Origin of the sequence: Streptomyces sp. NPDC048277, from assembly GCF_040652235.1 — a bacterium.
In the GTDB taxonomy this organism is placed as follows: domain Bacteria; phylum Actinomycetota; class Actinomycetes; order Streptomycetales; family Streptomycetaceae; genus Streptomyces.
The window spans coordinates 120,189-142,270 of record NZ_JBEZLQ010000003.1; the positions used below are offsets into that span (position 1 = coordinate 120,189).

The window sequence follows — 22,082 nt, forward strand, 5'->3', positions numbered from 1 at the left end:
ACGCGCAGGTTCGTCAACCGAGGAGATCACCATGGCAGACAAGCTCGACAGGCTGACCGAGGCCGGCTTCTCCCTGACCGACGCCACCGACGCCCAGCAGGCGGTGCTCAAGTCCCTCACCGAGGACGAGGTCAACGTCCTGCTGAGCGTCAAGTCCCGGGTCGAGGCCGCGGGTTCGGACGTGGAGGGCCACTCCTCGGTGGTCTCCGACCCCAGCGGCGGCTACCTCTGGTAGTGCCGGCCCTCGTCCAGGGATCGGCATCGGGCCGGGCCATCCACCCGGACCGGTGACGTCTGGGCCGTAGTACAGACCGGGTGGTTCATGACGGGGCAAGCGTCGTGAACCACCCGGTTGCCGCTCAGTGAACGGGGAGAACAGCATGAGCAAGCCCACCGGTCCCATCGTAACCACCGCGGGCCTGTGCACCGGCTGCGGTGCCGACAACCCGTCGGCGGCCCGCTTCTGCATGGCCTGCGGGGCCGAGATCGGCCCACCCGCCACTCCCGGCAGCGGTCTGCGCTTCGTCTCCGTCGTCTTCTGCGACGTGGTCGGCTCCACCGGCCTGGCCACCTCGCTCGAACCCGACCGCTGGGCGGCCGTCCTGGACGGCTACTTCTCCCTGGTCGGCTCGCTGGTGGAGCAGTACGGCGGCAAGGTGGAGAAGTTCATCGGCGACGCGGTCGTCGCCGTGTTCGGCGTCGAGGAGCACGGCGAGTCGGCCGCCGCCACCGCCGTCTCCGCCGCCACCGCCATCGCGCACCGCACCGGCGAGTACGCGCGAGGCCTGGGCGAACTCCTGCTGAGCGACCTTCCGGTGCGGTGCGCGGTCGCCTCGGGCCATGTCGCGGTCAGCGGGCGGACGTCGAGCTTCGTCATCGGCTCCGTGCTCAACCGGGCCGCGCGGCTCCAACAGCACGCACCCGACGACGGGGTGATCGTGGACCTGGCCACCCGGCTCCAACTGCAGGACCATGTTCCGCTGCGGGCGATCGACCCGATCGCGGCCAAGGGCTTCGCCCGGTCCGTCCCGGCCTGGATCGTCGGCCCGGCCGGTGCCCCGGCCCCGGGGACGGGCACCGTCGGACGGGCCGACCTGGTCGGCGAACTGACCGCCCGTATCGGCGCGGCCGCCGCTGCCACCGGCCCGACCCTCATCCTGGTCGCGGGTCCCTCCGGAGTGGGCAAGTCCAGGCTGGTCGCCGAGGCTCTCGAGCGGTGCACGGGCCTGGCCACAGCCGTCCTGCGCTGCCCGCCCGCCGGGACCGGACTGGGGCTGCTGGCCTGCTGTCTGTTCCTGGAGGAGATCGAGAACGCCGCGCGGCAGGGCCGGGACATGGTGGACGTGACGGTGCATCTGACGGGCGCCACCACCCGCGCCGAGCAGGCCCTGGCCCAGGACCGCGGCGAGCTGGGCCGCGCGCTGACCGCGGCACTGGACCGGCTGCGGGGCTCGCGGCCCCTGCTTCTGGTGGTCGAGCACAGTGAGTGGGCCCCCGGGGCACTGGCCGACCTGCTCGACGAGCTGACCGCCGCACCGGGGCGGCCGGTCGTGGTGCTGCTGGTCGGGGTCTCCGCCCCCGAGGCTCTGGTCGGCCGGGGGGACCACCGGCTCACCGTGCCGCCGCTCGGCCGCGCCGACGCGCGGCGGCTGGCCCACCGGCTGCTTGCGGCGCAGCAAGACCTGTGTGCCGCCGACAACTCCCGCTCCCGGCCCACCCGCCCCGGGGCCCCGGGGCACGACCCGGCCCCTCCCGCCCCCGGCTCCGCCGCCGAGGAGATCGCCTCGCGAGCCGGCGGCATCCCCCGCTACATCGAACAGATGGTCGCCCTGCGGCGCTTCGCCCAGCCCGGCGACGACTGGGCACCGCCGAGCGCACACGCCGCGCTCGGCGCCCGGTTGGACCAGCTGGACACCGACGCGCGGGAACTCCTGGTGCTGCTCGCCGCCGCCGGCCGGGACCTGTCCCTGGAGGACCTGGGCACCCTGATGGCGCCCGACAGGGTCGCCGTGGCCGCGGCCGAACTCCTCGAAGCCGGGCTGGTGGAGTCCGCCGACGCCCACAAGGGCCGCCTGGCGCCCGCCTTCCCGGTGGTGGCCGAGGTGGCGCTGCGGCGGCTGACGCTGTCCGAGACCGCCGACGCGCACACCAGGCTCGCGCGCTCCCTGGAACCGCTGGCCGAACGGCGCCCCGCCGTCGCCGAGTTGCTGGCCGGGCACTGGCTGGCGGCGCACACCGCGTTGCGCGGGGTGGAGCCTGGCTCCGACCGGACGGTCCGGGCCGCCGAGTCCGCCGTGACCGCATTCGGCGTCGCCGCCCGCTTCGCCCTCTCCCGTGGGCGACCCGAACTGGCGCTGACGCACACCGGACGCGCCCGGGCACTGGCGGAGACGGACCGCGCGCGGGGCCACGACCTGGATGTCCTGGAGGCGTACGCCCTGGGCAGCCAGGGAATGCCGCAGGCCGCCCTCGAACGCGTCGAGCGTGTGCTGTCGGACCCGGATCGGGCCGCCCCGGCCGCCCGGATCCACGCTCGCCTCAACTCGCTGTATTCCCGCACCTATGTGACCGGCGACGCGCCCACCGTGCCGGACGATCCGCACTACCTCGCCGCGGTGGCCTCATCGGAGCCCGAGGCCCGCGTCGGGGCGCACCTGTACGCCGGGCTCCAGTCCCTGCGGGCGGGTGACCATCCCGCCGCCGAGCAGGCGCTGCGCTCCGCGCTGCGGGCCGCCGACGGCACCGGGACCTGCCTGGGGCTGACCGAGGTCTACGCCAACCTGGCGATGGCCCTGGTCAACGGCGACACCCCGGTCCCCGCCGCACTCGCCGACTGCGAGCGGCTGCACCAGGAGGTCGCCGGTTCCCGGTTGTTGAGCTCGGCCACCGGCGTCGCGCTGGCACTGGTGCGCCACATGTCCGGCGACCGGGCGGCGGCCGACTCCGCGATGGACGAGGCCGAAGGGGTGCTGCGCGACCTGAGGCAGGGCACCGGGGCCGCGACCATCGCGGGCCGGCGTGCCGTCCTGGCGGCCCGGTCCGGTGACTGGGCTGCCGCGGCCGACTGGTGGACCGCCCAGGGCGAGCGCTGCGCCACCCTCGGCATGGTCCGCCAGGCATCGCTGTCCGGCCTCCAGGCCGAGCTGGCCCGGGAGGCGTCCGGCGAAGGTCGGTCGGGCGGGACGCGAGGCGGGGCGGCGCTCGACGAGGTGCCCGTTCCGCCCCCCGAAGCCTGGGCGGAGTACACCGTCGCCCTGCAGGCCCGCGCCGTGGGGGCGTTGCGGGCCGACGACCCGGAACTGGCCGCGACGCACCTGGACGCCGTGGTCCGCCGTCTGGGCACGGTGCGCGGCAGTGGCGCGGTGATCACACCACTGCTCTGCAGCGCCGTCCTCGCCCGCCGTACCGGCCTCCCGGTGGCCGGACGGGCGCTCAGCGCGCTCCGCCGGGCGATCGAAGCCAAACAGGACCTGGGCGTGCGTGCCCCGCAGGCATGACGGTGCGCACCGCCCCACCGCACGATCCGTCCCCCGCGAGCGAACTCCGAGAAAGCAGCCGCCCGTGCGTCTCCTCCTGCTCTACGCCAATCCGCACCAGGTCCTGCCGGTCGGCCCGTACGGCCTGGAGATCCTGCGGGCCGCGGTCGCCGAAAGCGGACTGCCGGTCGAGGTGTCCGTGTGCAATCCCTTCCTCGAATCGCTCGACCACACCGGCCTGTTGACCGAGGTGCTCGACCGGACCCGGCCCGACCTCGTCGCCCTGTCGATCCGCAACATCGACAACGCCGTGGTCGCCTGCGACACATCGGCCGGCGCGGACGGCCGGTGGATCGACGTGGTGGACTATCTGGCGCCGATCGCCGAGCTGACCGGTGCGCTGCGCGCCTGGGACCCCGGCCTGCCGGTGGTGGCGGGGGGCGCGGCGTTCACCTCCTGTCCGGTGGAGGTGATGGACCGGCTCGGCCTGGACCTCGGCCTCGCCGGCCCCGGTGAGGCGGCCTTCACCGCCCTGCTGGCGCGCGTGGTCGCCGACGGCGGCGCCCGGGGAGTACGGCAGGTGATCGCCGAGACGCTGCGCACGCTCCCCGGCGGGCTGGTGCGCACCGCCGACGGAGTGCTGCGGCCCGGCCCGGGACCGAAGCCCGGCGTGGTGTCCCGGCCCACCACCGCGCTGCCGCGGATCGCGCCGGAGTATGTGCTGTTCGCCAAGGCCCGGGGTATCCCCACCGCGCTGCGCAGCCATGCGGGCTGCCCGCTGCGCTGTTCGTACTGCGTCGATCCGGTGAACGTCGGCAGGGTGGACGCGCGCCCCGCCCAGGCCGTCGCCGCCGAGGCCGAGCACTACGTCGAGTGGTACGGGCTGACCCACTTCCACCTGGCCGCCCCGGAGGTCAACCTGCCCTACGAAGGGGCGCTGACCGAGGTGTGCGAGGCACTGGCCGGCAGCCGGCACGGCGACATCATCAGCTGGCACGGCTACTTCAACGTCAGGCCGTTCTCCGAGCGGCTGATGGACGCGCTGATCCGGTCCCGCTGTGTGCGTCCGAGTTTCTCGGTGGACGCCTTCGACGACCGGATGCTGCGCGGGCACCGCAAGAACTACCGGATGTCCGATGTCGAGGACACCTTCGGTCTGCTGTTGCGCCGTCGGCCGGACTGGATGGACGTACAGATAGGGGTGCTGTTCGGCCAGCCCGGCGAGACGGCCGACAGCCTGGAGAACGCGATCGGCCACATCCGCCGGCTGGCCGACCGGGGTGTGTCGGTGGGCTACTCCTGCGGGCTGCGGGTCTACCCGCACACCCCGCTGGCCCGCACCCCGCTCGACCCCCGGCACCTGTACCGGGCGGACGGGCCGCTGTCCGCGACCGGCGCCGCCGGCCCCCGCACCGTCCCCGCGGCCGACCTGCTGACCCCGCTGGTGTACTGCGAGCCGATGCCGCCCCGGGAACTGGCGGCCCACCTCGCCGACCGGCTGTCCGACTGTCCCGGAGTGACCTTCATCGACGAGGGGCCGGTGAAGGAGGCCCGGCAGCCGGACTGGCTGCGCCCCCTCAACGTGGCCACCGTGCACCTGGCGCACGGGCGTTCGGGGCCCGCGGCCGAGATGCTGCGGCTGGTACTGGGCTCGGGCGACGGGCGGGCGGCTGGCATGACGCGGCGGCTTCTCCAGGAGGCGGCCGCACGGCCACCGGTCCCGGCGGGCCCCGCAGGCGTCCGGACCGCCACCGTCTGACCGGACCCGGCCCGCCTTCGCACCCCACCCCACCTCGCCCCTGCCCCTAGCCCTGCCGTACCGCCTTCCCCGTCCACGGAGGACACCATGGAACTCACCTGGAGCACGGAGGACTTCGCCGTCTTCGACGACTTCCTCGCCCCCGAGGCGGCGGCCTCGCTGTGGCAGCGACTGCGCACCGAGGACTACCACTTCGTGCACGGCCGCCGGGGCGGATCGTGGAACAAGGTCTACGGGCTGCTGGACGGCAGTCCCCTCAGCGGGCCGGGCACGCTGAACGACCCGGAGGGCCATTTCACGGGACGCTTCGCCGACCACGCTCTGCACCCGTCCGGCGGGGCGACCGACGTCGTCGTGAAACAACTGGCCGAGGAGACGACCCGTATCGAGCCGTGGACCGGGCGGTTCGGAACGGACTGGCACGCCTTCACCTGCCGCCCCTTCCTCTATCCGCAGGGCTCCGGGCTGGCCTGGCACGACGACTCCGGCGACCGGGCCGCCTCGTTCGTGCTGTACGCGCACCCCGAGTGGCAGGCGTCCTGGGGCGCCGAACTGCTCGTCTCCAGCGGAACGCCCGGGGCACGGCCGGCCGACCAGAACGCCCACCTCACCTCGCGGGTCGGACACTACGTCGCCCCGCGCCCCAACCGGCTGGTCGTCCTGCGGTCGGGCGTACCGCACATGATCAAGAAGGTGGAACCGCACGCCGGGGACCGGGTCCGGGGCTCCGTCGCGGGCTTCTTCCTGCGCCGCCCCGCCGAGCAGCCACACTGAGCAGGGCCGCCCCCGCACTGACCGGGGCCGCCCCCACACCCGTTGGCCGCCGCCACCCGACCGCCGCCGGTACGGGCCGTCCCGCGCCGTACGGTCGTCCGTCAGTCCCGGTCGTCGCCGGGTGCCGCCGCGGGCGGGTCCTCCCCCGCGCCCCGGGCGCGCCGGGCGGCGGCCTCGCGGACGGCGATCACGTCGATGAGGTCGCTGATGGTGCCGAGCGCCTCGGAGGAGAGCCCCACCGCGCGCAGTGCCACGCTGCGCACCCCGGCGTCCCGCAGGGCACCGAGGAGTTCGATCTCCGCGGCGATCTTCGCACCGTGCTCGTCGTCGAAGAAATAGGCGACCGGAACCTCGAAGTAGTCGGCCAGTGCCTCCAGATGACGCTTGGTCGGGTTGTTCCTGCGCCCGGTGCGCAACTGCCACAGGTACGTGGTCGAGAAGGACACCCCGGTGGCCTCCCGGCACGCGGCGGCGACCTCCTCGTTGCTGAACGGCTGGCCGTCGGGCCTGCGGGTGAGCCGGAAGAGTCCGTCCACCTTCCGGCTCAGTGACGACGGCGTGGGTTCCGCTTCGGCCACCGCCTACCCCCTTCTGTCGCCGCCTCCAGTGCGCCTACCCACTCAGATGAAAGCAAGTCCGTTGACTTTCACTGTAGTTGACACCCCCGGAGTCGGCAGCCATGCTGAAGTGGTCAACGGATATGAATACTTCGCAACGGCGTTTCATCTGAGTTGCACCGCCTGGCTCTCCCCGCCCGCCTGGGTCCACCTCCCGGAGCCGTCCTTGACGAACCCCGTGCCCTTACCTGTGAAGAACGCCCGCCCACCCGCTCCGCGCCCGCCCACCGCGTTCCCCGTCGACGTGGTCGGACGGGACGGCGAGCTCGCCGCGTTATCGGCCCTGCTGACGGATCCGTCGACCCCCGGAGTGCTGCTGACCGGTGTCCCGGGCGCGGGCAAGACGCGACTCGCGGCCGAGACGGCCGCCGCGTACAGCGCGTCGACCGGCGCCACCACCGTACGCCTGGAGGCCGCGGCCGAGCCGTCCGCGGACAGCGCGCTCGACCTCCTCGCCGACCTCACCGCCGACCGGGACACGGAAGGGGCCCGGCCCCTCCTGCTCGTCGACGACCTCGACCGCTCGGACCACCACCGACTGCTGCGGGCCTGCGCGGTCGCGTCCGTCGTGGTCCTCGGCACGGCCCGCCAGCCCCCCGCGGCCCACGGCCTCGTGCCCTTCCCGGTGGACCCGCTGGCAGTGCCGCTCGACTGCTCGGCGCTGGATCTCGGCGCACTGGCGCGCGTTCCTTCGGTGCAGGTGTACCTCGCCTGCCTGCGCACGATCAATCCCGCGTTCTCCCTCCAACTGCACAATCAGCAGGTCATCGCCCGGACCTGCGTCGAACTGGGCGGCAATCCCGGCGCGCTCTGCCGCACCGCGCGGGTCGCCGCGCTGGAGGGCCCCGAGGTGGCCTGGGCCTCGCTGGGCGCCCGGACCGTCCCGCACCCGGTCCGCGCCGAGGAGGGCGCTCCCTCCGCGACACCGGGTGACGATCCGCGCGGCACCCCTGCCCGGGGCGCCGACGCGGCGCCGGTCCGGCTGCTGGCGCGCTGCCAGGTGTTCAGCGGCGGCTTCGGCCCCGAGGCGCTGCGCCACATCGCGGCCGTCGCGCCGGAGGAGTTCTCCTCGGCTCTGGAGACCCTGCTGCGCGGCCACCTGCTCACCGCCTCCACCCTGCCGTCCGGCCGCCTGGACGGCACGGCCCGGTTCCGGCTGCGGCTCCCGCCGGACGGCACCGCGCGCCACCTCCCGCCGGCCGAGGACACCGCGGCCCGGCTGGCGCATGCCCGCTACTACGCGGAACTCGCCCGCGCCGCCGCCGACCGGATCACCTCGGGCCACCAGCGCTCGGGCCTGACCGCCTTCTGGAGCGAGGAGCGCAACCTCCGCACGGCGCTGGAGACGTTGCTCCGCCATGGGCGAACCGGTGAGGCGCTCGACCTCGTCGACGGTATCCGCGTCCACTGGCGGGCCACGGGCGGCTGGAGCACCTGGGCCGAGGGGTGCCCCCTCCCCGACTCTTCGTGGCCTCCGGCCGACCACCACGACAGGATCCGCACCGACCTGCTGCTCGCCGAGGCGGGCATCCTGGCGGGCCAGCCCGAGGCCGCCACGGACCTGCTGGACCGGATCACCGCGGATGCCGCCGAGGCCGCGGGGCTGTCCGCTCGCGTGACGCGGCTTCGAGCCCTGTGCGCCCTGGCCGCCGACCCGGGCCGCGGCACCGCGCTGCTCGTCGGGGCGGCCGACCGGCACCTGTCCGACGGCGATCGCCACGAGGCCCGCTATGTGTCGCTGGAGGCCGCGCTCGCGGGATTCCGTCTCGGTGACACGGTGGCCGCGGCGACCACCGCACTCCAGGTACTGGCCGCGGCCCAGCAGGGGCGGGACACGCTCGTCGCCGGTACCGCCCTGCTCCACCTGGCCGTCTTCGCAGCCGCGGAGGGACGCGCGCAGGCCACGGCCCACTACTGCGAGCGGGCCCTGTCGACTTTGCGCGCCCTGGGCCCGACAGCCGTCCTGGGCGCCATCGCCACCACCTTGGGCAGCCCTGCCCTGCCCGACGTCGTCGAGCGCGCCACAGGCACCGCCCGCGGCCTGGGGGCCTTCCACACCTGGCGCTGCGCGTTCCCGGAGGACTCGGGAACGCCCGACTTCGCCATGGCCCGACTGGAGGAGCCGGTACGGGAGCTGCTGGGCGAGGCCGCCTTCGCCCGCGCCCTGATCGACGGCTCCAGAGCGTCGTTCCCGGACCTCCTGGCCTCCCTCGTCCCGGCACCCGCCCCTCCTGCCGCGCCCCCCACAGCCCTCTTGCCCCCGGACACCCGAACCCGGATCGGCCCGCTGACACCTCGTCAGACCGAGGTCTCGCGCCTGGTGGCGGCGGGTCTGAGCAACCGGCAGATCGCCCACCGGCTGGCGATCTCGGAGTGGACCGTGGTCAACCACGTACGGGACACGATGAAGAAGCTGGGCTGTTCCTCCCGAGTGGAGATAGCGGGCTGGATGCACCACTCCGGCCAGCGCCCGTCACCGGAACCGCCCCTGTTCCTCCGGACGGCCCTTCCGCCGTCCGCTCCCACCCGGTCCGGGCCGACGCTCATCCCGTCCTAGCGCGCCACCCGGTGGCGCATGTGCTCCACCAGCCCGGTCACGGTGAGCGCCTCGGCCACCTGGACCAGCCACGCCGCCTCCTCCTCGATCGAACAGTCGGCCGGGTACGTGAACGCGGTGTCCTGGTCGCCGGCGCCACCGGCGCCGATCCTGGCGGCCTCAAGGGCGGCGGCGATGACGGCGGCCTCGGCCATCGCCGCACGGCCCGCGGGCGGCACGGGGAACCGGTCCAGCGCCGCGGCCGACAGCGCGCGGGCGTCGGCGGGCACGAAGGAACGGAGTTCCAGGTAGCCGTCCCGGATCTCGATCACCCGGCGATACAGGGCGAACTCGGAGCGGTGCAGGGAGAACAGAGGTACCGTCGGCCAGCCCAGGTCCAGGGCCGTCCCGGGAGAGACGGCCCGCAACGCCGACCACAGCGGCTCCAGGGCCCGGTAGGTGCGGTAGGCCCGTAGCCGCCGCCCGATCGCGCTGGTGACGGAGACCCAGGTGGCGGCGGTACCGCCCAGGAAAGCCAGCACCAGACAGCACAGACCGAGGGCCCGGCCCTCCGGTTGCAGCCCGGCGCTCTGCCGGTGGTCGGCGGCCATGGTGACGATCGACGACACGCCCCACAGGGCCCAGACGAGGCCCACCGCGGCACTGGCAGTGATCAACCGCAGGCCCGTGCGCAGCGCGCCCGGACCGAGCCCGCGGGTGAACCGGTGCACCGGGACCAGGAACACGGCCAGGCACCACAGGCTGTAGCCGGTGAAGACCGTGTCGCAGGAGGCGAGGAGCGCCGCTCCGGCCCCCTCCGCGAGAAGCGAGCCGTGCCGCCCGGTGCGTACGCCGGAGGAGAGGAACAGCACCGCGCACAGCGCGGTGGCGACGAGGGTGACGCCGATGTGCCGTCGTCCGGTCAGCAGGCGGGGCCGGGGCAGGCCGATTTCGATGACGGCCAGCGGGAGGAAGGCGAGGGCCGCCATCTCCATCTCGCGGCCCAGGAGGTAGGTCAGTTGTGGGAACGACGGCCACAGCCACCGCAGGGACACCGTCGGAGGGGCCAGCAGGGCCATCGCCGCGGCCATGCAGAATCCGAAGCGGCACAGACAGCGCACCGCGAAGGGTGAGTCGCTGCCGGAGCGCAGCAGACGGAGTTCGTAGCAGCCCAGCCACAGCGCGGCGACGGCCGGGAGGTACGCGAGCAGGTCAGACACGTGACCGCTCGGGGCGGCGGGAGGGCGCCCCCACGAGGGTTCCGGCCCGTCCGTGGTCCCGGCCCCGCGCGGGCCCCTCCCTCAGCACGCGGTGCAGGATGAGAGAGGCGAGCAGTTCCGCCTCCTGCTCGGCGGACTCGGCGTACACGGTGCGGCCCAGGACGCGGCGCACCAGGTCGGGAGAGAGTCCGGGCAACAGCGCGCGTACGCCCGGTGCTTCGGGAGCGGGCGACCGGTCGTGCCCGCAGAGCAGGTGGGCCGCCTCGTGCACGAGGATGTGCTGCCGGTGCAGTGCGCTGGTCCCTGGAGTGCACAGGATGTAGTCGGTGTGGTCGGTCGTCACCAGCAGTCCGCACGGGACCCCCACGTCCACCGTGACGGGCAGGACCTGGATCGGGCGGCCACGTCGTTCGGCCAGGAGGGCCAGGAAGGTCTCGGCGTCGAAGGGGTCCGGCAGTGCGAGCCCCTCCAGGAGGGTGCGCACCCTCCGCCACATGCGTCTGTGCGACCGATCGGTGAGCATCAGGACCCCTCCCATCGGAACGGCACCGCCGCTCCGCGTCCGCTGCCGTCGAGCGGCCCGGCGTCCCTCCCCCGGACCGCCCCGACAACCGCTCTGAAGGATCAAGTCAACGATCAAAATATATTGTTTTTTGATAGTACAGCCATCCAGTTGTGCGCCGACAGAGCGGAGATCCAGCCAACGGGCACGTTCTGTGCGGCACGGCGAAGGGGGCTGACGCGCACCTCATGTGACCAGCTGTTCGCGCAGGATGTCGGCGTGCCCACAGTGGTGTGCCAGCTCGCGCAGGACTTGCAGGTACACCCAGCGCAGCGTGCGCGGCCCGCTCCGGTGGCCGGTCACGACGACGTCCAGCGGCAGGTCGGCGACCACCGCCCGGGCCGTCGCGCAGGCCTCCCGGTGGGCCGCTGTGACGGAGGCGACGGTGTCGTCGTCGGCAAGCCGGAAGGAGTCGTCCGCGATCTCCACCAGGCCGAGTTCCCGACGGGACGTGCCTCCGACGCACTCCTCGAACCAGATCCGCTGCATCCAGGTGACGTGCTTGACCAGCCCGAGCAACGTCGTCGCCGACGGGACGAGCCGACAGCGCGCCTGCTCCTCGGTAAGACCGTCGAGCGTTGCATCGAGGGCGCTCCGGTACTCCTCGACGAACGCATCGAGCTGAGTGCGTTCCTCGTCCAGCGGCACATCGAACGAGCCCATCACGCTCTCCCATCACACCACCGACCGAGGGCCGCCGGCTCGGACGAGCGGTGGTCCAGGACGACATCGACGATCCTAGGACCTGGCCTCAGTACTCGTGCTTGTACGAGCTGTACGAGTCAACGCAAGTTGGCTGATCAAGGCGCATTGCTGATGCCGACCGCTCATTCGCGGGGCACTGCCCAGACCGCGGTGACGATGATGGCCCCCGGCAGGAGAAGCGCGGCTTCGCCGAGGACGTACACGAGCCCCGGCGCCATCGCGGCCCAGTGGTTGTAGGGGATTCCGACGGCGACGCCGCTCGCGACGGCGAGAAGACCGCCGACGTACAGCGTCGTCCAAGAGGCTATGCGTACCCGCCGGTTGAGGACGACCTCGTCGCGCCACTGCTCGTAGGTCTCCTCCTCGGGCCGGCCAGGGGGCGCCGCTGCGGGCGGACGCTTCCACCAGAAGTAGAAGACGGCGCCGACGCCGACGACCCAGCTCGCCCACACCATGGCGTCCGACCATCCGGCGGCTCGATGGTGGAGGACGGAGTTGTCGAAGCCGGAGGCGGACACGACGACCATCAACAGGGAGAACTGCGCGGCGAACTGGATGAGTCCGCGGAAGAAGCTGACCGTGTCGTGGGTGTTGCGGCCGTAGGCGGGCAGCAGCCAGGCGAGTGCAACGATCACCACGACGGCGTCGCCCGCCAGGATCGCCCCCGAGAACAGCTGCTCCGTGATGGCACGGCTGCAGACCAGTTCACCGGAGGTGAGCGCATACAGGTACGAGGCGGTCGCCAGCCCGATGAAACACGGCAGCAGAAGTCTCAGGCCGCGGGAGGCGTGGCCGTCGCCCGCGGGCGGGTTTCTCTCCCCGATGACGACGACGATGCCGGCGAGGACGAACCCGGCCATGATGCCGCAGAAGGCGCTCATGGCTCCGGCCGAGCCGATGCCGCTCCAGTCGATGCCGCCGGCGCCGCTGCTGCACGTGTCAGGCCTGAAGGCGGCCGTCCTTTCAAGTGACGTCATAGCGGCTGATGTTGACACTGCGGCCGGCGCCGTCCCGTCGAGTCGACGGGATCGTGACCGGCCGCTTGGCGCACTCAGGGCGCACTCTCACAGCGCGCGGGATCGTTTTCCGCGCCCGGGACGGGCGACCTGGATGGAGGCCCCTCCCCGGCACCGGGCCCCAGAGACCCACGGGCGCGCTGCCCGGTCCGGCGAGCCGGTTGGGAGTTGGAAGGCCGGTTCAGCCGAGGGTCGCCCACGTGCGCTGAGCCCAGTCGGCGAAGCCGGTCCAGCGGATCTCCGGGTGGGCGGCCCGGAGCGCGGGGATGTCGACGCGATAGCCGGGTCCGTTCAGGAACGTCCACATCGCGTGCATGTCCGGATTGGCGATGGTCGTGAGCGGTACGTACTCATGGCGGACCTCCCGTTCCAGCGCAGCACCGAGCGCGGCAGCCATCTGCGCGGGCGTGGGCGCGTCGCCGGCCAGTTCGATGCGCCGCCCGACGTAGCGAGCGGGGCTGAGCAGCACTTCGGCGGCGAACGCGCCGAGGTCGGGCCGGGCGAGCTGCTGCAACGGCCGGTCGGGCGGCAGTGGCAGGTCGAGGATGCCGTCGAGGATGCGCCGGGCTCCGCCGAGCGCGTTGTCGAAGAAGTACGTCGGCCCCAGGATCGTGTAGGGCACATCGCCCGCGGCCAGTTCCGCCTCGATGCGCGCCTTGCTCTCGAAGTGGGGAACCCCGCTGTCCTGGTCGGCACCGGCGACCGAGCTGAACACGAGATGCGCGACGCGCTCCCGTGCCGCGGCGGCGAGGATGGCCCTCCCCTGCTCCACCTCCGCCTCGACACCGGCCTCGAAGGGGGTGGTGAACGCGAAGACGCCGGCCACCCCCTTCATGGCCGCCGCCAGCGACCCGCGATCACTCAGGGAGCCCGCCACCACCTCGACGCCCTGGTCGGCCAGTTGCCGCGCGGCACTCCGGCCTGGGTCGCGTACCAGCGCCCTGATCCGTGCTCCGCGGCGCAGCAGCGCGTCGGCCACGGCCCCGCCCTGTCCGCCCGTCGCAGCCAGCACCAGGATCGGCTCATGCACCATGAGAGAACTCCCCTTTCCGGTAGTGGACGTCTGACCTGAAGTCCGCTCCGACGGCAACCATCCGTCACGAACGACGGCTCGTGGTGCCGACGCGCGCGACATGGGCGCTGGAGGACTCGACCGCGTCGGCGCCGTCGCAGCAGGCGTATCGCAGCAGGCGCTGCCCGGCCCGGGACCGGCATGGCCGGCATGGCTGGGGTGGCCGGAGCGGCCGGCATGTTCGGCCAGCCGTCAGCAGGTCTTCTGCTCGACGCCGGACAGCACTCCGAGCACGAAGGCGCGGGCCGTGGCACGCGACTCCACCCGCTTGAACAGACCCGCGACACGAGCGATGACCTGTTCGAACATCGCCCGCCGACGGGCAGCGCCTATGCTGTGGCTCGCGACCACCGCACGATCTTCAGGACTCCGCACGACCCCCGATGGTCACCCACCAGCCGTTCCCGCTCGCCCAGGTTCAACGCAAGATCACGAAGCCAAACCGGAGTATGAGGAAGCCTGTGACCCAGCGGGTGCACATACACAGAGTCCGGCTGGGCAGCAACGAGTTTCGGGTGATTCGGGCAGACCCGACCCCAGCACGGTTGGCGCTGCGCGACGACCGTCACTGGCTGTCGATGTACTCCGACCGGCATGGCGCAGCCCAACTCCTCGACCTGTGGGCGTTGGCCGCCCGGTCCGCCCATTCGCTGGTCTACCTGCCGATCCGGGCCAACCCGGTCCCCGACGGCGTCACGAGTGAAGGTGAACCGGTCTCGCTGGACCTGGCTCTGGTCCACCACAGCCTGCAGTTTCCGATCGCGTCGTGGAAGCAGGTCCGGGCGCGGCTCGGTGCCGGCAAACCCCACACCACAACCACCCCGGCCCAGGATTTTCCCGAAGAGACGGTGATCGACTACCAGCAGCGACACTACCGGACGTACCGCGACCACCTCGATTTCCACATCGCTGCGCATACTCTCTTCGTCGTGGGCAGTTCCACCGCGTTTCGCGAACACGGCACCGCGCTTCGCGGCCTCGTTGACGAAGCACCGTCATATCTGCATCGCCACCCACACGCAGGGCACTTCTGCGTCGAGCTCAGCCCCGGCCCCTGGCCACGGTCACAGACCCGCCGCAACGTACCGGGGAGCCTGCACATCCAGTACTCCAGCACCTGGCGAATGTGACGAACCCAGACCGGCACCTGCGGCGCCCTCGTGAAGCCGCCACTACCCGTGACGACTCGCAGACCCCCGAGCCGGTTGGATCCCGAGGTCGCACTGGAGTACCAGGGCGCAAGGTTTTCACAAGGTCCTTGGCACACAGTCCGGTGTGCAACACGGAACGCCGCTGAGGAGACGCATCGGCGAGTTCGGTGTCCGCAGCACGGGACGAGTCGGGCCTTCGGCCCCCGTGCTTGTCCCACCCGCCGTGACATCTCTTCAACAGAAAGAGGCAGACATGCGCATGCCGTTCCTCAAGCGGACTCTCGCCATGGCGTTCGCCATGGGTGTCGGCGCGGCCATCTTCTCCGCAACACCCGCCTCCGCCACCAGCTACAACGGATGCGCGCACCCCCGCGTCTGCTTCTACCTCACCGACAGCGACTGGAATGCGGGCTCGCCCACCGCCGCATACCAGGACATCACCAGCTACTACCAAACCCTCGGCTCGAAGAGCAAGGGCGCCAACTACGTCTACAACACCCGCAACACCGACCTGGCCTACCTGCGGTACACCTACGCCGGCGACACGTACTACACCTGCCTGGCGCCGAACGAAGGGGTCTACTTCTCCTCTTCCTTCACGGTGACCGGCATCGAGATCCAGGACGACTCCACCTGCTGACAACCGCGCGCGCTGCGTGGGCTCCATCGCGGAGAGGCAGTGGGGCATTCATATCCGCCTGCGCCGCAGTGCCTTGGGCTCGGTGCACGTGGTGCGTCCTGCGGGCGTGGCGCAGCAAGGCACTGCATCAGCCCGGGCAAGGCCGACCTGTTCGGCCGGCTGCCGGCAGTTCTTCCGTTCGACACTCGACAGCGGCCCGAACAGGTAGACGCGGGCGGTCGCCCGGGGCCCCACCCTCCCGGACCGACGCGCGAGCCGGGCCATGACCTGGTCGAACATCGCCCACCAACGGGCAGGGTCTACGCCATGGCCCACGGCCACCGCACGATCTTCAGGAGTCCGCACAACCTCCGGTGATCACGCGGTGGCCGTACCCGTTCCCAGCCGTGTACGCGGCATGATCACGACGACAGTCTGGTGCACTAGGGCGTGTATCGAGTCGCGATCAGACTGTCTGCTTACCCCGCCCGCCTGCGCGACTCTCGTGGGATCATCCATCCATGAGCAGCGACCTGGAAGTGAGTGCTCTGGCGATCAACGTCACGATCCCGCAGGCCCTCCGCTGGACAGACACTCGACGTGGTGAAGAGTTCCAGCTGACCACACTCAACATCCGGCTTCTCCCGGACGGTCACCTCGCCGCGAAAGCCTACGGTCGACCAGTAGGCGGTGGTCGGGGAGCATATGTCTCGTTCCCGGTCCCCGACGAACCGGAACTCGCGGCTCTCGTTGTCGACGCGGCCAGCCGCGCCGGGACGTTGTGGGCGGCCCATCGCGGGCTCGGCTGAGCCTGGTTCGACTCGACGGCAGGCGGTGGCAGTTCCGGACTTCGCTCTCGCGGCGCGGTCTGGTCCGGTAGATCTTCGTGCATGACGCGAGTGCAACTGAAGGACATGGACTGGGAGTTCGCCGGGCCGTATTCGCCTGTCAGCGAGTACGGCCCATACCCCCAACGGCTCCGGCCGCAGTTCGAGGGTGTGGTCTGACGGTCCAGGACCGGCGGGCAGTGGCGGGAGATGCCGCAGGAGTTCGGCGCTTGGTCGACCGTGCTCAACCGCTTCCGGCAGTGGCATGACGCCGACATCTTCGAAGGCCCTGTTGGACGTCCTGTTGGAGGTCCTGATCACGGAAGCGGCGAAGCGGGCGAGGCGGACCCGTCCTTGGTCTGTGTCGCCCACTCCAACACCGTGCGGGCACACCACGATGCCGCAAGCCGCGATGAACTGGATCAAAGACCTTCACCCGGCCCACCAGTTGATCACGATTCAATACGCGACCTAGAGGGATTTGCGCCGTAAGGCACCCCCAAGCGTGAGCTGCCTCCAAAGCCGGCGCCCCTGGCGAACCCGCAGGCAGCCCGGATGAGGCCGGAGCAGTCGTAGCCACCGCTGCCGGTTCCGCCCCACAGGTAAGAGACACCGAGGTGGTTGGCGCGCTGCAATGCTGCGACCGTGGTCCTGTAGTGGTGGGCCAGGGCCCACAGAGTGTCGCCGGGGTACAGCAGGACAGTGTGGACGGCCGGTGCGACGGCCGGGCGGGTGGTGTGGCCGGTCATGGAGCGCGGGAGGTCGCCTCCGGCATACCGGAGGCGGAGGGGCAGGCGCTCATGAGACGCCGGGGGCGTTGTGCGGCGTCAGTCAGTGGTTGAGCCATGGCCTCCGAACCCGCCTACAAGTCTCATTGTCAGTGGTGGGCGGCAGGATGCCGGTCATGACAACACCTGCAGCAGTGATCGTGGATTCCGCCGCCTACGCACAGGCGGTCCAGAACGCCGTCGGAGCGGCGGCCGCGTACTACGCGGGCGGCACCTCCCCGCTGGACGACGACGCCTACGACCGGCTGGTGCGCCAGATCGCCGCGTTCGAGGCCGAGCACCCCGAGCAGATGCTGCCCGACTCCCCCACCGGGAAGGTGGCCGGCGGCGCGGTGGAGGGAGATGTCCCGCACACGGTGGCGATGCTGAGTCTGGACAACGTGTTCTCCCCGGAGGAGTTCACCGCCTGGACCCAGTCGCTGGCCCGTCGTATCGGGCATGAGGTGACCCGTTTCCACGTCGGGCCGAAGCTGGACGGGCTCGCTGTCGCCGCCCGGTACACCGATGGCCGTCTCACCCGGCTGATCACCCGCGGGGACGGGACGGCCGGGGAGGACGTCTCGCACGCGATCAGCACCATCGAGGGACTGCCCGAGCAGCTCGCCGAGCCGGTCACCGTAGAGGTGCGCGGCGAAGTCCTCATGACGAGCGCCCAGTTCGAGTACGCCAACGAGGTGCGCGGCCAGCACGGTGGGCAGCCGTTCGCGAACCCGCGCAACGCCGCGGCGGGCACGCTGCGGGCCAGGGAGCGGCTGTACACGGTACCGATGTCGTTCTTCGGCTACGGGCTGCTGCCCCTGCCCGGCACCGACCCTGCGACGACGGAGCGACTGACCGTGTCCGCGCACAGCGAGCTCATGGACCTGGCGGCCGGGCTGGGCGTGCACACCAGTGCCGTTACCGCGGTCCCGGACGCCGTTGCGGAGTCGGTGGAGGAGGTTCTGGCCCGGGTGCAGGAGATCGCCGCGGCCCGCGCGGGGCTGCCGTTCGGGATCGACGGCATCGTCGTCAAGGCCGACCTCGCCGCCGACCAGCAGGCCGCCGGATCAGGATCGCGCGCACCCCGGTGGGCGGTCGCCTACAAGCTCCCGGCCGTGGAGAAGATCACCCGGCTGCTGGAGGTGGAGTGGAACGTCGGCCGTACCGGGATCATCGCCCCGCGTGGCGTCCTCGAACCGGTCGTCATCGACGGCTCCACCATCACCTACGCCACCCTGCACAACCCCGCCGACATCACCCGCCGCGACCTGCGGCTCGGCGACCAGGTCATGGTGTACCGCGCAGGCGACGTCATCCCCCGCATCCAGGCCCCCGTCGCCCACCTGCGCACCGGCGACGAACAGCCCATCGCCTTCCCGGAAACCTGCCCGCGCTGCGGATCGGACATCGACAAGAACGAGGAGCGCTGGCGGTGCGCCCAGGGCCGCAACTGTCACCTGGTCGCCTCCCTCTCCTACGCCGCCGGTCGCGACCAGCTCGACATCGAAGGCCTCGGCCACACGCGCGTCGTCCAGCTCGTCGACGCCGGCCTCGTCACCGACCTCGCCGACCTGTTCGCCCTCACCCGGGAGCAGTTGCTCGACCTTGAGCGGATGGGCGCCACCAGCACCGACAACCTGCTCACCGCGATCGCCAACGCCAAACAGCAGTCGCTCTCACGGGTGCTGTGCGCACTCGGGATACGCGGCACCGGCCGCTCCATGTCCCGACGCATCGCCCGCCACTTCGCCACCATGGACAACATCCGTGCCGCCGACGCGGAGGCGATGCAGCAGGTCGACGGCATCGGCGTGGAGAAGGCACCCTCGATCGTCGCGGAACTGGCCGAACTCGCCCCGCTCATCGACAAACTCACCGCCGCGGGCGTCAACATGACCGAACCCGGAGCCACTCCGCCCGCACCCGCCGACGAAGAGGTCCCCGGCAACGGGGCACCGGCCGCCACGGCAGGGGCCGGCCCGCTCGCCGGAATGACGGTGGTCGTCACCGGCGCGATGACCGGGGTCCTGGAGAAGCTCTCCCGCAACGAGATGAACGAGCTCATCGAGCGGGCCGGCGGGCGCTCCTCCTCCAGTGTCTCCAAGAAGACCACCCTCGTCGTCGCGGGCGAGAACGCGGGATCCAAGCGCGCCAAAGCCGAACAGCTCGGCGTCCGGCTCGCCACACCCGACGAGTTCGCCCTCCTGGTGGCCGACCTCCTGACCTGAACTGTCGACCAGGGGAGGTCTGTACCGACATGATTCAGGCCCCGAGCACGAGTGTGCGCTACTCGTGCATGCACGTCACCAACTGGGCTACTGACAAGACCCGCTGCTGGCTGACAACCGACCCTGACGAGCAGACCCGCCCGCCCCGACCAGCCCAACTGCCTCGGTCGTCGGCGGCGGGCTAGAGGTCTTGTACGGCGCGCAGGGCCTGGTCCACCCGGGCCATGGCCGCAGCGTCGACGGGGCCGAGAAGCTTTGCGCCCTCGAACCGGTTGACCCTGAGCTGCACGATGTTGACGGCGACGGCGGTGCTCGGGAGTGGAACGCCGATCACCACCGACATGGCCGTGTCCGGGAACCGTCCGCTCTCGTGCAGCACGATCACGAGGACTGCGCCGTACATCTCTTCCAGGCCAGTCAGGCTGATGATCAGGACGTTACGGCCGTCAGGTAGTGCCCAGACCTCACCGCGATTCACAGGGTGTCGCCCTCACCCGACAGGTCGTCCCCGAGGCCGACTGCGGCGTCACCCGAAGCTCCCTCGCGACGGCCTCGGTCTGCTCACCGCGAGTGAATCGCTCGGCCGCCTCGATGAGGACGCTCCCGGTCTCCTGCTCAGGCCGGCAGAAGAGCCGGGCCGAAGCAGCTTGGTCGTCACCTGGGAGGCAGGCTCCTTGTCACAGTCGCTCCATCGGCAATCGTTCTGCCACCAGGGCGAGGTGTGACGAGCGACGGGCTCCGGGCAGATCGGGATCTTGCGGAAGCGCAGGCTGGCGGCAGCCGTCTCGGCGGGGGCTTTCGCTGCTGTGGCCGTGGTTCGTGCTGGAAGTGTGGCGCGCTGGGTACCACATTCCGCTTACGTTCCTCATGTTTGGGGGCCTGCCGGTCTATCTCGGCGCGCCCGTGCGGATGTTCCGGTACGCCAGGCGGCACCGGGCCGACCGGACCGGCAAATCAAAGGCCGTGGTCTGCTTCGTCGGCGTTGCTGCCGTCCTCGTCAGCTGGTTCACGGCCGTCACCTTCGGCGCGTGGGACATCGACCAGCAGATCCTGCACGACCGCGGGGTGACGGCCGCGGGTGTGGTCACCAAGTCCTGGTCCGTGCAGGGCGACAGCGACTCCTCCACGGCCTGGGCCGATGTCCGTCTCGGCGACGGCACGACGATCTCCGTCGAGGGCAACCCGCGAGTCGGCAGCACCGCGCAGGTCACCCGCGACCCCCTGGGAAGGACTGATCCGCAGCTCGGCCCACGGCCGGCCGCACCCGGGAGACAGGGCGAGAAGGCGTCCCTCGCGGTGCTGATCGTCGGCCACCTCATGACGGCGAGCAGTGTCGCCAGGTCGCTCGGCGAAGCCCTCGACCCGCGAAGACTGCGCCGCCAGCGCGCCCCAGCCGACGAAGCACCCGCCGGCAAAAGGCCGTCCTACGGGTTGGAGCCCCACTCCTGAGTGGCGATCCGGCCGGCGCGATCGGTGTCGAACGCGGCCGCTGATGCGACACGGTGGGATGCCTTGAGCACCCAGTTGCCGGTAGCGGGCGACCCAGCGTGCGCTGGACAGCTACCGCACCGTCTCTGCTCCTGGCTCGGACGGCCCCCGACATCGGTACCCGGGCCCGGGTACCGACCCTCACGGTCCAGCGCTACGCCCCGTACACGGTGTGCATCGGCGGCCGGTCCGCACCGGCACGTATGCTTCGCCCGTGGCTGACAACGAACCGATGCGGCTTCCCGGGATGCCTCTGCACGACCCGTTCGTCGTGGCCGATGCCGAGTCCCGCACATACCACCTCTACACGTCCAACGAGCCGTCCGTGTCAGGCGTGGACGGCATCGGCACGATGGTCTACCGCAGCCATGACCTGCGCGACTGGACCCGCCCCACCGTGGTCTTCCTGACCGCCGAGCAGGACGGCAACTGGGCGACGGACGGCGCGTGGGCCCCGGAAGTGCACGCATGGGAGGGCCGGTACTACCTGTTCACGACGCTCCACGACGAGTCGAAGCCGCTTCCGGTGCCCGCGCCGGGCCGCTGGGGAAACCCCTTCCCGGTCCGCAACCACATGCGCGGCACGGTCGTTGCCGTGTCCGACTCGCTCCTGGGTCCCTTCACGGTACTGGACCCTTCCCGCCCCACCACGCCCGAGCGCCTGATGGCGCTCGACGGCACGCTCCACGTCGACGCCTCCGGGCAGCCGTGGCTGGTCTACGCGCACGAGTGGCTCCAGACCATCGATGGCACGATGGAGGCCGTACGCCTGACCCCGGACCTCTCCGCCACCACCGGAGACCCGGTCCTCCTCTTCAAGGCGTCGGACGCCCCCTGGCTCACCGAGCAGATCCCGGCCGGCTTCCCTCACCAGCTCGCGCCGTACATCACGGACGGCCCCCAGTTGCACCGCGCGCCCGACGGCAGCCTGCTGATGCTGTGGTCGACGTACGAGAAGGACACCCCGGCCCCCGACGGCACCGTCACCGGCGGTTACGTCCAGACCTACGCCGTCTCCAAGTCCGGTACGGTCACCGGCCCCTGGGAACAGAGACGCCCCCTGGTCCGCGAGGACAGCGGCCACGGCATGCTCTTCCACACCTTCGACGGTGAACTCATGCTGATCGTCCACCGCCCGTTCGAGAACGCCCGCGGGAAACTGTACGAGATGGCTTTCGAGGGCCCCGCACTCCGCATCCTGCGCCACCGAACCGACCTGGATGGCGACGCCTGACACGTCCTGCGATAGGGGCGACGGGCAGAAG

Annotated in this window: 19 protein-coding genes and 1 pseudogene; 12 read left to right on the forward strand and 8 right to left on the reverse strand. The window is 71.5% G+C overall.

Going from position 1 to position 22,082, the window contains the following annotated elements; translation table 11 throughout:
- The first annotated feature begins 31 nt into the window (after positions 1 to 31).
- From AB0D85_RS08195 to AB0D85_RS08210, 4 genes are all read left to right on the forward strand, one after another.
- The gene (locus tag AB0D85_RS08195; protein WP_362315470.1) at positions 32 to 235 is read left to right on the forward strand and encodes an aroma-sacti cluster domain-containing protein; all 204 of its coding nucleotides are present in this window, start codon (positions 32 to 34) and stop codon (positions 233 to 235) included.
- 145 nt (positions 236 to 380) lie between these two features.
- Entirely contained in the window at positions 381 to 3,497 is a 3,117-nt protein-coding gene (locus tag AB0D85_RS08200; protein ID WP_362315472.1) for an AAA family ATPase, read from the forward strand.
- 64 nt (positions 3,498 to 3,561) lie between these two features.
- Complete coding sequence (locus AB0D85_RS08205) at positions 3,562 to 5,235, forward strand: B12-binding domain-containing radical SAM protein (RefSeq protein WP_362315475.1); 1,674 nt, start codon at positions 3,562 to 3,564, stop codon at positions 5,233 to 5,235.
- A gap of 87 nt (positions 5,236 to 5,322) precedes the next feature.
- The gene (locus tag AB0D85_RS08210) at positions 5,323 to 6,009 is read left to right on the forward strand and encodes a 2OG-Fe(II) oxygenase (RefSeq protein ID WP_362315478.1); all 687 of its coding nucleotides are present in this window, start codon (positions 5,323 to 5,325) and stop codon (positions 6,007 to 6,009) included.
- A 101-nt stretch (positions 6,010 to 6,110) separates the two neighbouring features.
- On the opposite strand, the gene AB0D85_RS08215 is transcribed toward AB0D85_RS08210, so the two are convergent.
- On the reverse strand, positions 6,111 to 6,587 hold the full coding sequence (locus AB0D85_RS08215) for a helix-turn-helix domain-containing protein (protein WP_362315481.1): 477 nt from the start codon (positions 6,585 to 6,587) through the stop codon (positions 6,111 to 6,113).
- 205 nt (positions 6,588 to 6,792) lie between these two features.
- On the opposite strand from AB0D85_RS08215, the gene AB0D85_RS08220 reads away from it, so the two are divergent.
- Positions 6,793 to 9,183, forward strand: coding sequence for a LuxR C-terminal-related transcriptional regulator (locus tag AB0D85_RS08220; protein ID WP_362315484.1), 2,391 nt, complete (start codon positions 6,793 to 6,795; stop codon positions 9,181 to 9,183).
- Here AB0D85_RS08220 and AB0D85_RS08225 read toward each other — a convergent pair.
- The 5 genes from AB0D85_RS08225 to AB0D85_RS08245 form a co-directional block, all read right to left on the reverse strand.
- Positions 9,180 to 10,382 (reverse strand): MAB_1171c family putative transporter, encoded by a 1,203-nt coding sequence (locus AB0D85_RS08225; RefSeq protein ID WP_362315487.1) that lies wholly within the window; start codon positions 10,380 to 10,382, stop codon positions 9,180 to 9,182. The two genes, AB0D85_RS08220 and AB0D85_RS08225, sit on opposite strands and share 4 nt — an antisense overlap.
- On the reverse strand, positions 10,375 to 10,905 hold the full coding sequence (locus AB0D85_RS08230; protein WP_362315490.1) for a ParH-like protein: 531 nt from the start codon (positions 10,903 to 10,905) through the stop codon (positions 10,375 to 10,377). The genes AB0D85_RS08225 and AB0D85_RS08230 overlap by 8 nt, the downstream gene beginning before the upstream one ends.
- 225 nt (positions 10,906 to 11,130) lie before the next feature.
- Entirely contained in the window at positions 11,131 to 11,607 is a 477-nt protein-coding gene (locus AB0D85_RS08235) for a DinB family protein (protein ID WP_362315493.1), read from the reverse strand.
- A gap of 164 nt (positions 11,608 to 11,771) precedes the next feature.
- Positions 11,772 to 12,626, reverse strand: coding sequence for a hypothetical protein (locus AB0D85_RS08240; RefSeq protein ID WP_362315496.1), 855 nt, complete (start codon positions 12,624 to 12,626; stop codon positions 11,772 to 11,774).
- Positions 12,627 to 12,846: 220 nt separating this feature from the next.
- The gene (locus tag AB0D85_RS08245; protein WP_362315499.1) at positions 12,847 to 13,698 is read right to left on the reverse strand and encodes an NmrA/HSCARG family protein; all 852 of its coding nucleotides are present in this window, start codon (positions 13,696 to 13,698) and stop codon (positions 12,847 to 12,849) included.
- 584 nt (positions 13,699 to 14,282) lie between these two features.
- On the opposite strand from AB0D85_RS08245, the gene AB0D85_RS08250 reads away from it, so the two are divergent.
- From AB0D85_RS08250 to AB0D85_RS08265, 4 genes and pseudogenes are all read left to right on the forward strand, one after another.
- Positions 14,283 to 14,867, forward strand: a complete 585-nt coding sequence (locus AB0D85_RS08250) for a hypothetical protein (RefSeq protein ID WP_362315501.1) — start codon at positions 14,283 to 14,285, stop codon at positions 14,865 to 14,867.
- A gap of 274 nt (positions 14,868 to 15,141) precedes the next feature.
- Complete coding sequence (locus AB0D85_RS08255; RefSeq protein WP_362315504.1) at positions 15,142 to 15,528, forward strand: hypothetical protein; 387 nt, start codon at positions 15,142 to 15,144, stop codon at positions 15,526 to 15,528.
- 500 nt (positions 15,529 to 16,028) lie between these two features.
- A complete protein-coding gene (locus AB0D85_RS08260; protein ID WP_078918362.1) occupies positions 16,029 to 16,316 on the forward strand; it encodes a hypothetical protein in 288 nt (95 codons plus the stop codon).
- Positions 16,317 to 16,529: 213 nt separating this feature from the next.
- Positions 16,530 to 16,826 (forward strand): annotated as a pseudogene (locus AB0D85_RS08265) (transposase); the annotation flags it as partial.
- Here the strand turns inward: AB0D85_RS08265 and AB0D85_RS08270 are convergent.
- On the reverse strand, positions 16,787 to 17,083 hold the full coding sequence (locus AB0D85_RS08270) for a LysM peptidoglycan-binding domain-containing protein (protein ID WP_362315507.1): 297 nt from the start codon (positions 17,081 to 17,083) through the stop codon (positions 16,787 to 16,789). The pseudogene AB0D85_RS08265 and the gene AB0D85_RS08270 sit on opposite strands and share 40 nt — an antisense overlap.
- A 155-nt stretch (positions 17,084 to 17,238) precedes the next feature.
- Here AB0D85_RS08270 and ligA point away from each other — a divergent pair, with 155 nt between their 5' ends.
- Positions 17,239 to 19,329, forward strand: a complete 2,091-nt coding sequence (gene ligA, locus AB0D85_RS08275; protein WP_362315510.1) for an NAD-dependent DNA ligase LigA — start codon at positions 17,239 to 17,241, stop codon at positions 19,327 to 19,329.
- Between the two features lie 181 nt (positions 19,330 to 19,510).
- On the opposite strand, the gene AB0D85_RS08280 is transcribed toward ligA, so the two are convergent.
- The gene (locus tag AB0D85_RS08280; RefSeq protein ID WP_362315513.1) at positions 19,511 to 19,732 is read right to left on the reverse strand and encodes a hypothetical protein; all 222 of its coding nucleotides are present in this window, start codon (positions 19,730 to 19,732) and stop codon (positions 19,511 to 19,513) included.
- Positions 19,733 to 20,196: 464 nt separating this feature from the next.
- On the opposite strand from AB0D85_RS08280, the gene AB0D85_RS08285 reads away from it, so the two are divergent.
- Together AB0D85_RS08285 and AB0D85_RS08290 are read left to right on the forward strand one after the other, a co-directional pair.
- Entirely contained in the window at positions 20,197 to 20,778 is a 582-nt protein-coding gene (locus AB0D85_RS08285; RefSeq protein WP_362315516.1) for a hypothetical protein, read from the forward strand.
- Between the two features lie 271 nt (positions 20,779 to 21,049).
- Positions 21,050 to 22,051 carry a glycoside hydrolase family 43 protein gene (locus tag AB0D85_RS08290; RefSeq protein ID WP_362316590.1) on the forward strand — a complete coding sequence of 334 codons (1,002 nt, stop codon included), beginning with the start codon at positions 21,050 to 21,052 and terminating at the stop codon, positions 22,049 to 22,051.
- Positions 22,052 to 22,082 lie beyond the last annotated feature (31 nt).